The sequence below is a fragment of the Mesonia oceanica genome (assembly GCF_902499555.1).
Taxonomy (GTDB): domain Bacteria; phylum Bacteroidota; class Bacteroidia; order Flavobacteriales; family Flavobacteriaceae; genus Mesonia; species Mesonia oceanica.
Map to the genome: position 1 here is coordinate 113,693 of NZ_CABVMM010000005.1, position 15,673 is coordinate 129,365.

Here is a 15,673-nt window from a genome sequence, read left to right on the forward strand (position 1 = left end):
TTAACAATCAGATAAACTTACTTTAACGGCAAGGCCGCCTTCTGAGGTTTCTTTATATTTAGAATTCATATCTTTAGCGGTGTCCCACATCGTTTCAATAACTTTATCTAGAGGGACTTTTGCTTTAGTAGCGTCGGTTTCTAATGCAATTTCGGCGGCGTTTATCGCTTTAATGGCGCCCATTGCATTCCGCTCTATACAAGGTATTTGTACCAAACCTGCAATAGGGTCACAGGTTAAACCCAAATGATGTTCCATGGCAATTTCACTGGCCATTAAAACTTGTTCAGGAGTTCCGCCTAATAATTCGGTAAGTGCTCCGGCAGCCATTGCAGAAGACACGCCAATTTCAGCTTGGCAACCACCCATTGCGGCAGAAATCGTAGCCCCTTTTTTAAACAAACTTCCAATTTCACCGGCCACCAATAAAAATTGTTTTACATGGTCAAAATTCGCATCGTGGTTTTCAATGGTCATGTAATACATTAAAACAGCCGGTACGGTTCCTGCACTTCCGTTAGTTGGAGCGGTAACTACGCGACCTAAAGAAGCATTCACTTCATTTACACTAAGCGCATAGCAACTTACCCATTTTAAAATTTGTCTGAATTTAACTTCCGTGTTTCTTATCCCTTCCAACCATTCTTGCGGATTGTTATAAGCAACATCACCAATTAAACGTTGATGCATATTGTAAGCTCTCCGCTGAACTTGTAAACCTCCCGGTAAAATCCCTTCGGTATGACAACCCGTATGCATCGATTCTAGCATTACTTGCCAGATAGCTTTTAAACCTTCGTCAATTTCTTGTTCATTACGTAAAGACTTTTCATTTTCAAGAACAATATCAGAGATTTTTTTGTTCTCTTGATGACAATAGGCAAGGAGCTCGGTGGCTTTTTCTACAGGAAAAGGAAATTGCTCAAAGTTTTCAATTTTCCTCTTCGCATTTTTACGTTCTTTTTTCACGACAAACCCACCTCCAATAGAGAAAAAACAGGAACTGGTTTTTTTGCCGTTTTTCAATTTTGCTGAAAATTTGATTCCGTTAGGGTGAAAATCTAAAAACTTTCTATTGAAAACCACTTGGGTTTCCGGATTGAAATTTACCTCAAATTCCCGGTTAAATTTTAGTTTCTTTTCTTCTTTAATCGATTGAATTAAAGGTTCAATTTGTAATAAATCCATGCTTACCGGATCGTAACCACATAAACCTAGAATAGAAGCAATATCGGTGGCGTGACCTTTTCCGGTTAAGGAGAGCGAACCATATAAATCTACTTTGATTTCTTCAACTAAATCGAACGTATTTTTCTTTTTCAATTCTGCAATCCAACGTTGCCCAGCACGCCAAGGTCCTAAGGTATGAGAACTAGAAGGCCCAACACCAATCTTGAGCATATCAAAAACACTAATACATTCAATTTTCTTCATAACAAGACTAAAATTTTAAACCTTATTGAGATTTTCGCAAATATGACAGAAATTTCTGAGCTTTCCATAATGAGTTGAATAAATTTTCTTAAAATCTAATGATGGTTTTTTACTGAAAAATTCTATTTAAAATTAGAAGTAATAACAATATGTCAATAAAATTTTGGTGTATTTATCGCAAAAGTGACAACCTGTCATAAATATTCTGGTGGCATAGAGATTGACTTATACCAATCGAATTAAAAATTGAAAAAAACTAAAGATATAACTATGAGTAAAATAATTGGTATAGACTTAGGTACAACCAACTCTTGTGTCTCTGTAATGGAAGGTAACGAGCCTACGGTAATACCTAATGCTGAAGGTAAAAGAACCACTCCTTCTGTGATTGCATTCGTAGAAGATGGTGAAATAAAAGTGGGAGACCCTGCAAAGCGTCAGGCGGTAACTAACCCACAAAAAACTATTTCTTCTATTAAAAGATTTATGGGTAACAAATACTCAGAATCTTCAAGAGAAGCAGATCGTGTTGCTTATAAAGTAGTAAAAGGAGATAACGATACTCCTCGTGTAGATATCGATGGTCGTTTATATACACCTCAAGAACTTTCTGCTATGATTCTTCAGAAAATGAAGAAAACTGCAGAAGATTATTTAGGGCAAGATATTTCGAGAGCAGTAATTACCGTTCCGGCTTATTTTAACGATTCTCAGCGTCAAGCGACTAAAGAAGCTGGTGAGATTGCAGGTTTAAAAGTAGAGCGTATTATTAATGAGCCTACTGCCGCTGCATTAGCTTACGGTTTAGATAAAAAAGATTCTGACCAAAAGATTGTAGTATTTGATTTTGGTGGTGGTACGCATGACGTTTCTATCTTAGAATTAGGTGATGGCGTTTTTGAAGTATTGGCTACCGATGGTGATACTCACTTAGGAGGTGATGATGTAGATGAAACAATTATCGATTGGTTAGCAGAAGAATTCATTAAAGATGAAGATATCGATTTACGTAAAGACCCAATGGCTCTTCAACGTTTAAAAGAAGCTGCTGAAAAAGCTAAGATCGAATTGTCTTCTTCTTCATCAACAGAAATTAATTTACCTTACATCACGGCAACTTCTAGTGGACCAAAACACTTAGTGAGAACACTTTCACGTGCGAAGTTTGAGCAGTTAATTGGAGATTTAGTAAAAAGAACCATTGCTCCTTGTGAAAAAGCATTAAAAGCAGCCGGTCTTTCTAAAGGAGATATTGATGAGGTAATTTTAGTTGGTGGTTCTACCCGTATTCCTGCGGTACAAGAAGCTGTAGAGAAATTCTTCGGTAAAAAGCCAAGTAAAGGAGTAAACCCAGATGAAGTTGTTGCTATTGGAGCAGGAATTCAAGGTGGTGTTTTAACAGGAGATGTTAAAGATGTATTGTTGTTAGATGTAACTCCACTTTCATTAGGTATTGAAACGATGGGTGGTGTAAACACTAAATTAATTGAAGCAAACACTACTATTCCAACCAAGAAGTCACAAACTTTCTCAACTGCGGCAGACAATCAGCCTTCTGTAGAGATTCACGTGTTGCAAGGAGAACGTTCTATGGCAGCAGATAACAAAACAATTGGTAGATTCCATTTAGACGGAATTCCACCAGCGCCAAGAGGAACACCTCAAATTGAAGTAACTTTTGATATCGATGCAAACGGAATTATTCAAGTAAGTGCAGAAGATAAAGCGACTGGTAAGAAACAAGATATCCGTATTGAAGCTTCTTCTGGATTAACTGAAGAAGAAATCGAAAAGATGAAGTCTGAAGCTGAAGCAAATGCTGAAGCCGATAAAAAAGCGAAAGAAAAAGTTGATAAGCTGAATGAAGCTGATTCAATGATTTTTCAAACTGAAAAGCAATTAAAAGAATTTGGAGATAAGCTTTCTGACGATAAGAAAAAACCGGTAGAAGATGCTTTAGAAGAATTGAAAAAAGCATACGAAACCAAAGAGCTAGAGAAAATTACTCCTGCTTTAGACAAATTGAATGAAACTTGGAAATCTGTTTCAGAAGAAATGTATAAAGCACAGGCAGAAGCTCAGCAACAAGCTGGTGGAGCCGGAGCTCAAGGTGCGCAAGGAGGTCCTCAACAAGGAGCAACTGGCGGTCAGTCTGATAGCGACGACGGAAATATTGATGATGTAGATTATGAAGAAGTGAAGTAATTCATTTCACCACATAAAAACGAAAAGCCGCTTTGAAAAAAGCGGCTTTTTTATTACTTGTTATTATTTGGCGAAATGTTCCATAAAATGATCGGGATGTGCGCCGGTACGTTCGTTGTTGTGGAGAGCGTCTATCGTTTTTACTTCTTCAGAAGTTAATTTAAAATCAAAAATATTCCTGTTTTCTTCAATTCTTTGTTGATGAACACTTTTAGGAATGGTTAAAACGCCTTTTTGTAAATCCCATCGTAGAATCACTTGGGCTATACTTTTATTATACTTTTTAGCAATTTCAGCGATGGTTTTATTTTCTAAAATTTGTCCACGCATTAATGGTGACCAAGCTTGGTACTGAATATTTTCCCTTTTACAGTAATCTATTAATTCTTGCTGAACCAATTTAGGGTGAAATTCATTTTGCAAAACCATAGGCACAATACTTCCAGCTTGTTTTATAGTTTCTAATTGATGCTGTAAGCAATTACAAACCCCAATGGCTTTTACTTTTCCGTCGTTGTATAGTTTTTCTAAGGCTTGCCAAGTTTCTTCCAACACATGGGGAACCGGCCAATGAATAAGGTACAAATCGATATAGTCTAACCCTAATTTTTGTCTGGAAGTTTCAAAGGCTTTAAGTGTGTTTTGATAGCCTTGATCATCGTTCCAGACTTTTGTAGTTATAAATAATTCTTTTCTTTCAATTTCACTTTCTCTAATCGCTTCACCAACACCTTCTTCATTATTGTAAAAACTTGCTGTATCGATAAGGCGGTAACCCGCATCAAACGCATAGTTAATGGCATTTTTTACTTCCTCACCATCTTTAGACTTATAAACGCCCAATCCTAAATAAGGCATTTTAACTCCGTTTGATAAGGTGACTTTTCCGTTGATATCTGTAATTTTCATAGTCTTTTGAATAATTAGTTGAATTGAACATACAAATAACCAATTCCAAATAAAATAAGAATCCACAAGCAAATCCAACTAAAAATTTGATAAGCTTTACCCGGTCGGTTTTCTGCTGAAATTTTACTCTTCACTAATTTAAAATTGAAATAAGCTAAAACAGGTGCCGATAGAAACGAAAGTCCGCTAGCAAAATCTACCAAATAAGTGAAATTTTTATCGGTAAAATAGAGAATGCTTAAGGAGAAGATAGGAATGAGAATTAAACCCATTCGGTATAAATTTGTTTTCTTATGAAGGGTTTTTTCATTTTCTTTTTCTTGCGGAATAATCACTTCAGAAAGTACCCTCGGGTAAGCGTCGGCCACAGTTAAAGTGGTGCTTAACATGGTAATCAACGCAGCGATTGAAACCAGTAAATAACTCCAATTCCCCAATAAAAATTGATAAAGTTCAATAAGCTGACCGGCAAAAACAACACTGTTTTTAGAAAAACTCTCTCCACGTCCAAACATGACCAATGCTCCTAGTAGAAGAAATAGTAATCCAATAAAAGAAGCAGATAAATAACCTACGTTAAAATCGATAAAGCTATTTTTTACAGAAAGTGCTCTGTGTGAATTTTTGGCTTTTTCCCGTGTCCACATCGAATGCCAAACCGATGCGTCTAAAGGAATAGGCATCCAACCCATAAAAGCGATTAGAAAAGCAATTCCGCCTAAGTTCCAATACGATGGAGTAGAGGCAGATAAAGTATGTTCTAAAGTACCGGTGTTAAATGCAAAAATTACAGAAATTAAGGTTACCAAAGTTAGAAGGCTAACAATTATTTTCATGCTAAAATCGAGTCCACCATATTTTCCAATCCATAAAAGAGCAATACAAAAGGCAAGAATAATGGCACTCCAAATAAATGGTGACCATCCTAGATGAAACAATTGTTCAGCTAAACCAGCAGTTACAATGGTTACAGAAGCTTGGATCACGAACATCGTCCCAAGTGTAATGGCGATATAAGTATAATAAGAAAACTTGCCTAGTTCTTTATAACCGGTAATCAAATCTTTTCCGGTAGCAGCGGTATAGCGTGGGCCAAATTCTAAAAACGGATATTTAGAAAGACAGGCGAGCAATAGCACCCAAATTAAAGAAAAACCAAATTCTGCTCCGGCACGTGTAGCTTGTACCAAGTGAGAAACACCTATGGCGGCACCTGCCAATAAAAACCCGGGCCCGAGACTTTTTAAAAAGCTTTTTTCTAGAAATTTTTTAAACATCATTTAGTTTAGTCATTCAATTTTACAAGATTTAATTTTTTGTAACAAGCTTTCGTTAACTTATATTCTTCAAAAGCAATATTTTCTTTACTTTTGTTTTTCAGAAAAAGAACACTTCTACAGATGAGCCAAAAAATTTTACTCAGTGCTAAAGAAATAGAAATTATACTTCATCGTCTGGCTTGTCAACTTATCGAAAATCATCAAAATTTTGAAGAAACTGTGCTTATTGGTATTCAGCCTAGAGGAATTTTCTTGGCAGAGCGCATTCAGCAAATTCTTCAGAAAGATTATAAAATAGAAGAAGTAAAAACCGGAAGGTTAGATATTACTTTTTATAGGGATGATTTTAGACGAAGCGAAAAACCATTAGAAGCTAATTCTACTAAAATAGATTTTTTAGTGGAGAACAAACGTGTGGTTTTTATAGACGATGTGTTATATACCGGAAGAAGTATTCGTTCAGCATTAACGGCAATTCAATCGTTTGGAAGACCCAAAGAAATTGAGTTGTTAACCTTAATCGATAGGAGGTTTAGTAGGCATTTACCCATTCAGCCCGATTATAACGGCCGTCAGGTAGATGCGATTAATGAAGAAAAAGTAAAGGTAAATTGGGTAGAAAACGCAGGTGAAGATTGTGTTTATCTTGTAAATAAATAGAAAATCAATGGGTGAATTAAGTGTCAACCACTTACTGGGCATCAAGTATATTACCAAAGAAGATGTCGATTTAATTTTTGAAACCGCAGATCATTTTAAAGAAGTGATCAATAGGCCAATTAAAAAAGTGCCATCGCTTCGTGATATTACCATTGCCAATTTATTTTTTGAAAACAGTACCAGGACGCGACTTTCTTTCGAGTTGGCAGAAAAGCGTTTAAGCGCCGATGTGGTAAATTTTTCAGCAGCTTCTTCTTCTGTAAAAAAGGGAGAAACGCTTATCGATACTGTTAACAATATTTTATCGATGAAAGTAGATATGGTCGTGATGCGTCATCCCAATCCCGGAGCTGGGGTTTTTCTTTCGCAACACGTGAATGCCAGTATTGTGAATGCGGGTGATGGAGCGCACGAACATCCCACACAAGCTTTATTAGATTCGTATTCCATTCGAGAAAGGTTAGGTGAAGTTGCCGGTAAAAATGTGGTCATTGTAGGTGATATTTTACATAGTCGTGTGGCGTTGAGTAACATTTTCGCTTTAAAATTACAAGGTGCTAATGTAAAAGTTTGCGGGCCTCAAACTTTAATTCCTAAGCATATCGAAAAATTAGGGGTTGAGGTAGAAACCAATTTAAGAAGGGCGTTAGAATGGTGTGATGTGGCGAATATGCTTCGCGTACAGAACGAGCGTATGGATATTAGCTATTTTCCCAGTACACGTGAATATGTACAACAATTTGGGTTGAATAAAGCGTTACTCGATTCTTTAGATAAAGAAATAACGATTATGCATCCGGGACCTATTAATCGAGGAGTAGAAATTACAAGTGATGTAGCAGATTCTGACCATGCCATTATTCTTGATCAGGTGCAAAATGGAGTGGCAGTAAGAATGGCCGTTATTTATCTTCTAGCATCAAAAATTAAGCAATAAGCGATGAAAGTTACCGAGAAAGAAAACTATATTATTGTTGAAGACGATAAAAATGATGTTTTGGGCTTTTCTAACTATTTAGAAAATTATGCTTACGACCAGATTAAAGATAAAAATGTAGTCGTCGATATTTTAAAATATGGAGAATTGTCTTTGGAAGAATTAATTTCTTTTTTACAATTATCCAATCAACATCGGGCTCATCAACATTCGTTTGTAATCGTAAACGATACTATTAATATCGATCAAGTTCCCGAAGAGTTAATGGTAGTCCCTACTTTGTTAGAAGCCGGAGATGTGATTCAGATGGACGAAATTCAGCGAGATCTAGGTGGTTTAGATGAATTTTAAATAACTTTTCTAACATTTTAATTTATGATAATTATATACTTGGTTGTACCAAACCTTTCAAACTTATATAGCCTTCCTAACAATGTCTTTTAAATCTTGACTGAAAGTTTCACAATAGGAGTCAAGTCTATGCTTTGAGGCCTTACCGTTTGTCAGTCTTCGGATTCTATGAATTTTTGGGAAGTCGTTGTTAATAACAATAACGAAGGCCTCTTTGATTGAGGAATATTGGTCAAACAAACCTTCACACTTTTTCAAATCTTTATTCAGTGCATCTCCATTGGCAACTTCAAAAATAGCTAAAGGTTCATATTTCCGACGGCTACCTTTCAGTATAGTAATATCTGGGATAGTGTTCGAAAGTGGAAGCTCCGGTAGACTTTTATATTTAGAATACTTTTTAGTGGTTTTTGTTTTATGCATAAAAGCATATAACAATTCAGCTATAACACTTTGGTGTGCAATTGTATTGCCGGGTCCTTTCAATCCAGTATTTTCCATTTAAAAGATATTTATTCAATAAAGTTAGTTCATTGGCCTCTATTTACAAAAATAGAAATTGATTTTTATAGATATTAAAAACAAAATGGATTATTTCCTAGAATAAAGAAAAATTCCATTGCATTTGTAAAAGTCATATAAAATATTGTACTTTTGCATCATTGTTGCCTATTTTAATAGATATGATAAATCAAGTTACAAGAAAAGAAGTAGAAGATTTTTTTATTAGTCTATCTAATGAAACAGGAAATCTTATTAGTAATTTAAAACTTCAAAAGCTGCTATACTATACACAGGCTTGGCATTTAGCAAGGTTCGAAGAAAGACTTTTTGACAACTCTTTTCAGGCTTGGGTTCATGGTCCAGTATTACCTGACTCTTATCACAATTATAAGAAATTCAGATGGAAACCAATCGATGTTGAAGTAGACGAAGGTTATCATAATGAGTTTTTGGAAAATCTAGACGGAGAGCAAGTAGAAATCATTAGAGATGTGGTTAATGAATACTTCGGAGAAAGTGCCTATGAGTTAGAGTTAATGACTCATAAAGAAGAGCCTTGGATTTTGGCAAGAGCCGGAGTAGACCCTGATGAGGCCTCTGAAAATATTATTGAAGATGAATGGATGATAGAGTACTACGGAAAGTTTCTTTCTGATGGCTAAAAAGTTTGATAGGCCTAAGCATAAACAAGAGTCTTTAATTAACAAAGCTAAAAAGTCTATAAAGGTTGACCACAATGACTTTATTAGTTTTTCCTTTAAATATTTTGACGAACATCATAAGAAATTTCACCTTAATGAAAAGGAGTTAGACTATTTTTTAATTCTTCTCAATAGATTAAAAGACATATCTACATTTAAACTTCAAGACTTTTATTCAAATAGAGGTAAGACATTAAGATGTCATCCAATAGACTGGGATGATACAACCGAAGAATGTTTTAATTTGAAAAACGAAGAACAACTCGTAGAAACTCCTTATCAATTTGGATTAAGTGCCAACGAATACGGAAGAGTTCACGGATTCTTAATCGATTCAACATTTTTCATCAGATGGTTTGATCCAGACCATAAACTATATTCCAAGGATTAGGAAACGCTTGCCTCTATTTACAAAATATTGTTCAATTTATACATATTAAAAGAAAACCCACTTAATTCTCTAAGCAGGTTTCTTTTTTCTTAATTAATTCATCTTTCGATGATTAATTTTAACATCTCAATTATAATACTGCTTATCACATTAATTATAATTGAAGCAATTATCTTATTGAGCCTTGCCCTCCTTGAAGGTTTAGGCTCTTTTTCGACATCATTCATACCCTATGTATGAGAGAGCATGAATTTTGAACTTTTTAAAAGAACTTTTTCAAAATATATCGGTTATATTGAAAAGTTAGATTTTTAAGTTAACATTTTTCAAAAATGTTCTTTTATACTTGAAAAAGTTAGCCAGTTTATTCAGGCAATTTTTTTAATCCCACACTTACTGAGTGTGGGATTTTTTGTTTTCTATCAGAGCTAATAAATCCCCTAAATTGTTACGTGTCGATTCTTTTAATTAAATTTGTAATAGTAAAATATATGTGTAAGCATTGTTGCTAAATCCGAATTACCACACTTGACAAATAGTCAAGGATTTAACAAGCAGATGATGTTGACACGCCAGTATGGCGTGGCTTGTATCATGGCTTGTTTAGGATGTGGTAATCCTGGGTTTAAAATGGTACAATGTCCACGCTTTTTACATTTTTAAAACAATTTATAAACCCAAATTACCACAATTATTAAAAGAACTTTATTAAGTAGAATTAGTCAATTATTGAAGCTGTTTTTAATACTGACAATTGTAACAGGCACTACGGTTGCGCATTCACAAGAGTCTAAAATAGAAGTTACAATAAATCCAGAAATTTCTATGAAAGTACTGAAAAGTACACCGATTGCTAAATTCGATATTTACAGAGTTTCAAAAAAGAAAATTGAATATTATCAATTAGTAGATGGTCAAGTTCCAACAAAAAAGGCAATTCGACTTAATGGCCTATTAGAAAAATACAGACCCGAGTTTGATGCTTATCATCAAACTCTAGAAGATAATAAGAATAAGAGACAAGTAATAGATAGCATTCTTGGCTTGGCAAATTTATTTCTCGATACTAAAGGGAGATATTCTAATAAAGAAGGTTATCTTATAAAGGCTCAAAAAATCGCTGATTACAATAATATTATCGTTACAACCACTAAGGAAAACAAAGCTGTTTTTCAGCAGCTTGCAGAAGGTGACAACAATGGCTACTCGAAGGCGAAGGAACGAGAAATTGTATTGTACTCGAAAGACGAAAGAACAAGAAAGAGTGAAGTTGAAATCTATATAAATAGTATAACTGAAACAAAAGAGGCTTTTAAAGAGCCTCAGAAAACCTATGATTATAGACAATATATTGAATTAGAAAAAGAGCTAGATTCAATACCAAAGACTACACTTGGAAAAGTAAATGCTAAAACCCCTAAATTTGTTTTGGTTAGACTTAACCATTAGAAAATCAAATAATTATAACAAAGAGCAATAAGCTATTTTATTAAAATTGTTAATAATCAGTTGAAAAATAACGATAGCTAAAAATTATTATTTATATTTATTTCAATAGTTTTGTCTTATATAAACAAATAAAACTGAATTATGAAAGCTAGAAATTTGAAATCATTAGAAGATGCAACCGACAGAGACTTGCTGAAATATGTGTTAGCAAGTAATCGACAAATCTTAAGAAGACTAGAATGTCTTGAAAGTTCTTTTGAAAAGGATAAAAAGAGACCTCCGCACTATGAAACCACCAAGCGTATGATTGATGGTCTTGATTCATCTTATGATAGAATAAATGATTATCTAAAAATGGATGATATTGAAAAAGGTATTTTGAAGATGTAATGTAGAACGTATGCTATTAGGTACAACCAAGTATATAATTATCTAATTTATTTATGGAAGTTACCATTTTAGGCTGTTATTCAGCTACTCCGAGAACATTCAACAATCCCACTTCACAGGTTTTAGAAATCAATAACCATTTGTTTTTGATTGATTGCGGGGAAGGTACGCAGGTTCAACTTCGAAAAAGAAAAATAAAGTTTTCTCGCATCAAACATATTTTTATTAGTCATCTTCATGGCGATCACTTTTTTGGACTTATTGGACTCATTTCTACCTTCGGACTTTTAGACCGAAAGACTGAACTTCATATTCACGGTCCAAAAGGAATTAAAGATATTATTTTATTACAGCTAAAGCTTTCAAAATCTTGGACAGGATATCCTCTGTATTTTCACGAGCTGGACACAACCACTCCTGAACTTATTTTTGAAGATGAAAAAGTTACTGTAGAAACCATTCCCTTAGCGCATCGCGTTTATGCCAACGGATATTTTTTCAAAGAAAAAGAAGGCGATCGAAAATTATTGATCAACGAAGTACAACAATATGAAATTGATGTCGCTTATTACCGAAGTATTAAAAAAGGAAAAGACGTCACTTTGGAAGATGGTACGGTGATTCCAAATGAGAAACTAACGGCTCCACCAGAAAATCCAAAATCCTATGCTTTTTGTAGCGATACCGTTTATAAACCTGAAATAGCAGAACAAATTCAAGGAGTTACCGGTTTGTACCATGAATCTACTTTTTTAGAGCAACACCAACATTTGTGTGAAAAAACCAAACATTCTACAGCTAAGGAAGCTGCACAAATCGCTAAGGCCGCCAACGCTCAACAATTAATTTTAGGACATTACTCTACCCGGTATGGCAATATAGAAGTATTTAAAGAAGAAGCTCAAACTGTTTTCGAAAACGTCATTTTAGCGGAAGATGGGAAGGTTATTTCTTTCGAATAGTTAATTATCATCCTGAACTTATTTAACTACGTTGAATCTTCGATTTCAGGATCTCATCTAATTTGATCAAAAATTCAACTTTAATTTCTTTCGATTAAAATTTCGTAAACTTTTAAAATTTGCTTTTCCTTTAGCGGCATTTCCTTTAAATTGCAGGTATGGAAAAGAATTTAGAAAATTATCGAAAATCCTACGATAAATCAGAATTAAAAGAAGAAAATTTACTGGCAAATCCGCTAGATTTTTTTCAAAAATGGTTCAATGAAGCTGAAGAATCTCAACTTGTTGAAGAACCTAATGCCATGACCATAAGCACGGTTGGTGTAGATGGCTTTCCTAAAAATAGAGTAGTACTTCTAAAAAAAATTAAAACCGAAGGTTTTGTTTTTTATACCAATTACGAGAGTGAAAAAGGAAAAGCTTTAGCTAAAAACCCTAAGGTATGTCTTTCTTTTTTTTGGCCTGCTTTAGAACGGCAAGTGATCATAAAAGGGGAAGTGGTAAAAATAAGTCAACAAGAATCAGAAGACTATTTTAATTCCCGTCCAGAAGGAAGCCGTTTAGGAGCCATTGTTTCTCATCAAAGTTCTCCGGTGCCCAATCGTTCTTATTTAGAAGAGAAATTAGAAGAATTGGAGGAAGATTATAAAAACAAAGAAATTAAAAAGCCTGAATATTGGGGAGGTTACTTGGTGAAACCTTTTTCTTTTGAATTTTGGCAAGGTCGACCTAACCGTTTACACGATAGGTTTGTCTACGAGCTTTCCAAAGAAAAAAAATGGGAAGAGCCTATACGTTTAGCGCCTTAAAATTCTTTATTCTAGCCACCACTAAAACCAAAAATTAATGAAAAAACTAATAGTCGTAAGACACGGAAAATCTTCTTGGAAAGACGAAAGTCTGGCAGATCACGACCGGCCATTAAAAAAAAGAGGCTTTCGTGATGCAAAACTTATTATTAGTGCTTTCAAATTATATTATCAGCCTCCTTTAAAAGTCATTAGTAGTTCTGCTAACCGAGCATTGACTACGGCTAATATGTTTAAAGAAGAACTAAAAATTGATGATGAAGATTTTAAAGTTTTAAAATCACTTTACACGTTTAATGTCCAAGATCTGTTAGAGGTAATAAAAGGTCAACCCGATGATACCGATAAACTCATGGTATTTGGTCATAACCCTGCAATGACGCAATTAGTGAATTTTTTAGGAGATAACTATTTAGAAAATTTACCAACTACGGGAATGGCTATTATTGATTTTGAATGCGACAGATGGAGTGAAATTGCCAACGGTAAAACGCTCGTTACTTTATTTCCTAAAATGTTTAAATAAATGAGAGAAAAAAATAAGTACATTAACAGGGAGTTAAGTTGGCTGCAATTTAACGCCCGGGTTTTGCAAGAAGCCGCAGATGAAACCGTTCCGTTAATTGAACGGCTTCGTTTTTTAGGGATTTTTTCTAACAATTTGGATGAATTTTTTAAAGTACGTTACGCTACCGTCAAACGTATTGAGCAAGCGGGAAAAGGAGGTAAAAAAGCGCTGGGTGGAGTAACCGCTTCCGATTTGCTAAAAGAGATTACGCATATTGTGATTGATCAACAATCGACGAGTTTAGAAATATTAGATGAAATTCGCGGAGAGCTGGAAAAACATAAAATTTGCATCATTAAAGAAGATGAAGTCACCGAAAAACAAGCTCAGTTTGTACAAGATTATTTCCTTCAAAAAGTAAGTCCGGCCTTGGTGACCATTATTCTAAATGATTTAGAAGAATTGCCACGATTAAAAGATAGCGCAGCTTATCTCGCCGTAAGAATGATTTTAGATGAAGACGGAAAAAAGGAAAAGAAATACATTCTTATTGAAATTCCGCGTGGGATTGAACGTTTTGTGGAGATTCCTTCCGAAGACGGAAAAAAATACATTATTATCCTCGATGATTTAATCAGGTATAACTTAAAAAGCCTTTTCAGTATATTTAATTACGAAAGTATTTCGGCGCATATGATTAAGATTACCCGTGATGCCGAACTGGACATGGCAGGAGATCTTACCAAAAGTTATATCGATAAACTACTTTCGAGTATTAAAGATAGAATCGAGGGCGAACCGGTTCGCTTTGTGTACGATAAAACTATTGGAAAAGATACATTAGATTTTTTACTTTCTAAAATGGGAATTGATGATTCTGATAGCTTGATTCCAGGTGGGCGTTACCACAATCGTCGCGATTATATGAAGTTTCCTAGCTTAGGAGCTTCAGATTTATTGTATAAAAAATATGCAGCCTTACCTATTAAAGGGCTCACCCTTCAGGGAAGCTTGTTAGGGAAAATAGCAGAGAAAGATTACTTGCAATATACGCCCTACCATACTTTTTCTTATACCGTTAAGTTTTTGAGAGAGGCGGCCTTAGACCCAAAAGTCAAGGCCATTAATATTACGATTTATCGTTTAGCTGAAATTTCTCACATTGCCAGCTCATTAATTAATGCGGTAAAAAACGGCAAGAAAGTTACCGTTTCTATCGAGTTGCGGGCAAGGTTTGATGAAGCCAATAATATTCGATATGCCGAGCAAATGCAACGGGAAGGCGTAAAGCTTATCTTTGGTGTTCCCGGTTTAAAAGTGCATTGTAAAGCTTGTGTAATAGAGCGTTTAGAAGGCAGAAAAAAGATGCTTTATGGTTTTGTAAGTACAGGAAATTTTAATGAGTCTACCGCTAAAATATATACCGATTATACATTATTTACAGCAAATCAGTCTATTTTAAAAGACATCAATAAGGTGTTTAATTTCTTTGAGATTAATTACAAAGTTAATAAATACAAACACCTTATTGTTTCACCCCATTATTCAAGAACGACCTTTGAGCGTTTAATAGACAATGAAATAAATAATGCCAGATTAGGAAAGCCCAGCGGAATGAAAATCAAGCTAAATAGTTTGTCAGATTACAAAATGATTGATAAATTGTATGAAGCAAGCAGGGCAGGAGTAAAAATAAAACTTATTGTACGTGGTATTTGCTGTTTGATCCCGGGAGTTGAAGGAATGAGTGAAAATATTGAAGCTATAAGTATTATTGATAAATATTTAGAGCATCCACGTTTGTATATTTTTGAAAACGGGGGAGAACCTAAAACGTATATATCGTCCGCAGATTGGATGACAAGAAACCTTGATAATCGAGTAGAAATTTCTTGTCCCATCTACCAAAAAGATATCCAGCAAGAATTATTGGATACTTTTAATATTTGTTGGAGCGATAATGTAAAGGCGCGTGATTTTTCTGCTATTGAAGAAAATGCATACAAGAAAGATAATCAGCCAAAAGTAAGAAGTCAGTTTGCGACTTACGATTATTACTTAGAAAAGCTAGCCAGTAAAGAATAATTTATGATTACCTGAACTTGAAAGTGAGGCTCATCTGAGAATAGCTAAATGTTAATAGCTTTATAAGATGCTGAAATCGAAGATTCGACGAAGTTAAT

At 34.6% G+C, this 15,673-nt stretch carries 16 protein-coding genes; 12 read left to right on the forward strand and 4 right to left on the reverse strand.

What is annotated here, in order from left to right:
* Window positions 1-1,434, reverse strand: a complete 1,434-nt coding sequence (locus FVB9532_RS07490; RefSeq protein WP_150544590.1) for an L-serine ammonia-lyase — start codon at window positions 1,432-1,434, stop codon at window positions 1-3.
* A gap of 270 nt (window positions 1,435-1,704) precedes the next feature.
* Between FVB9532_RS07490 and dnaK the strand changes: the two genes are divergently transcribed.
* Complete coding sequence (gene dnaK / locus FVB9532_RS07495) at window positions 1,705-3,639, forward strand: molecular chaperone DnaK (RefSeq protein ID WP_150544591.1); 1,935 nt, start codon at window positions 1,705-1,707, stop codon at window positions 3,637-3,639.
* A gap of 63 nt (window positions 3,640-3,702) precedes the next feature.
* On the opposite strand, the gene FVB9532_RS07500 is transcribed toward dnaK, so the two are convergent.
* A complete protein-coding gene (locus tag FVB9532_RS07500; RefSeq protein ID WP_150544592.1) occupies window positions 3,703-4,548 on the reverse strand; it encodes an aldo/keto reductase in 846 nt (281 codons plus the stop codon).
* 14 nt (window positions 4,549-4,562) lie between these two features.
* The gene (locus tag FVB9532_RS07505) at window positions 4,563-5,828 is read right to left on the reverse strand and encodes an NRAMP family divalent metal transporter (protein WP_150544593.1); all 1,266 of its coding nucleotides are present in this window, start codon (window positions 5,826-5,828) and stop codon (window positions 4,563-4,565) included.
* 120 nt (window positions 5,829-5,948) lie between these two features.
* Here FVB9532_RS07505 and pyrR point away from each other — a divergent pair, with 120 nt between their 5' ends.
* Genes pyrR through FVB9532_RS07520 form a run of 3 tightly spaced genes read left to right on the forward strand, consistent with a single transcriptional unit; the run spans window position 5,949 to window position 7,776 of the window.
* Window positions 5,949-6,488 (forward strand): bifunctional pyr operon transcriptional regulator/uracil phosphoribosyltransferase PyrR, encoded by a 540-nt coding sequence (pyrR, locus tag FVB9532_RS07510; RefSeq protein ID WP_150544594.1) that lies wholly within the window; start codon window positions 5,949-5,951, stop codon window positions 6,486-6,488.
* 7 nt (window positions 6,489-6,495) lie between these two features.
* Entirely contained in the window at window positions 6,496-7,425 is a 930-nt protein-coding gene (locus tag FVB9532_RS07515) for an aspartate carbamoyltransferase catalytic subunit (protein ID WP_150544595.1), read from the forward strand.
* A gap of 3 nt (window positions 7,426-7,428) precedes the next feature.
* Complete coding sequence (locus FVB9532_RS07520; protein ID WP_150544596.1) at window positions 7,429-7,776, forward strand: ribonuclease Z; 348 nt, start codon at window positions 7,429-7,431, stop codon at window positions 7,774-7,776.
* Between the two features lie 63 nt (window positions 7,777-7,839).
* Here FVB9532_RS07520 and FVB9532_RS07525 read toward each other — a convergent pair whose 3' ends face one another.
* Window positions 7,840-8,277, reverse strand: a complete 438-nt coding sequence (locus FVB9532_RS07525) for a hypothetical protein (protein WP_150544597.1) — start codon at window positions 8,275-8,277, stop codon at window positions 7,840-7,842.
* 182 nt (window positions 8,278-8,459) lie between these two features.
* On the opposite strand from FVB9532_RS07525, the gene FVB9532_RS07530 reads away from it, so the two are divergent.
* The 8 genes from FVB9532_RS07530 to ppk1 all read left to right on the forward strand — a co-directional run bounded on the left by FVB9532_RS07530 (window position 8,460) and on the right by ppk1 (window position 15,575).
* On the forward strand, window positions 8,460-8,942 hold the full coding sequence (locus FVB9532_RS07530; protein ID WP_150544598.1) for a Panacea domain-containing protein: 483 nt from the start codon (window positions 8,460-8,462) through the stop codon (window positions 8,940-8,942).
* Window positions 8,935-9,372 carry a hypothetical protein gene (locus FVB9532_RS19690; RefSeq protein WP_150544599.1) on the forward strand — a complete coding sequence of 146 codons (438 nt, stop codon included), beginning with the start codon at window positions 8,935-8,937 and terminating at the stop codon, window positions 9,370-9,372. Before FVB9532_RS07530 ends, FVB9532_RS19690 begins: the two co-directional genes overlap by 8 nt.
* 729 nt (window positions 9,373-10,101) lie before the next feature.
* Window positions 10,102-10,821: a hypothetical protein gene (locus FVB9532_RS07540; protein ID WP_150544600.1), complete on the forward strand. Its 720-nt coding sequence runs from the start codon at window positions 10,102-10,104 to the stop codon at window positions 10,819-10,821.
* 141 nt (window positions 10,822-10,962) lie between these two features.
* Window positions 10,963-11,211 (forward strand): hypothetical protein, encoded by a 249-nt coding sequence (locus FVB9532_RS07545; RefSeq protein ID WP_150544601.1) that lies wholly within the window; start codon window positions 10,963-10,965, stop codon window positions 11,209-11,211.
* Between the two features lie 53 nt (window positions 11,212-11,264).
* Complete coding sequence (locus FVB9532_RS07550) at window positions 11,265-12,173, forward strand: ribonuclease Z (protein ID WP_150544602.1); 909 nt, start codon at window positions 11,265-11,267, stop codon at window positions 12,171-12,173.
* A gap of 158 nt (window positions 12,174-12,331) precedes the next feature.
* Window positions 12,332-12,982: a pyridoxamine 5'-phosphate oxidase gene (gene pdxH, locus FVB9532_RS07555; protein WP_150544603.1), complete on the forward strand. Its 651-nt coding sequence runs from the start codon at window positions 12,332-12,334 to the stop codon at window positions 12,980-12,982.
* 37 nt (window positions 12,983-13,019) lie between these two features.
* Window positions 13,020-13,508 (forward strand): SixA phosphatase family protein, encoded by a 489-nt coding sequence (locus FVB9532_RS07560; RefSeq protein WP_150544604.1) that lies wholly within the window; start codon window positions 13,020-13,022, stop codon window positions 13,506-13,508.
* Complete coding sequence (gene ppk1 / locus FVB9532_RS07565; protein ID WP_150544605.1) at window positions 13,509-15,575, forward strand: polyphosphate kinase 1; 2,067 nt, start codon at window positions 13,509-13,511, stop codon at window positions 15,573-15,575. It abuts the gene before it with no gap.
* The last annotated feature ends 98 nt before the right edge of the window (window positions 15,576-15,673 follow it).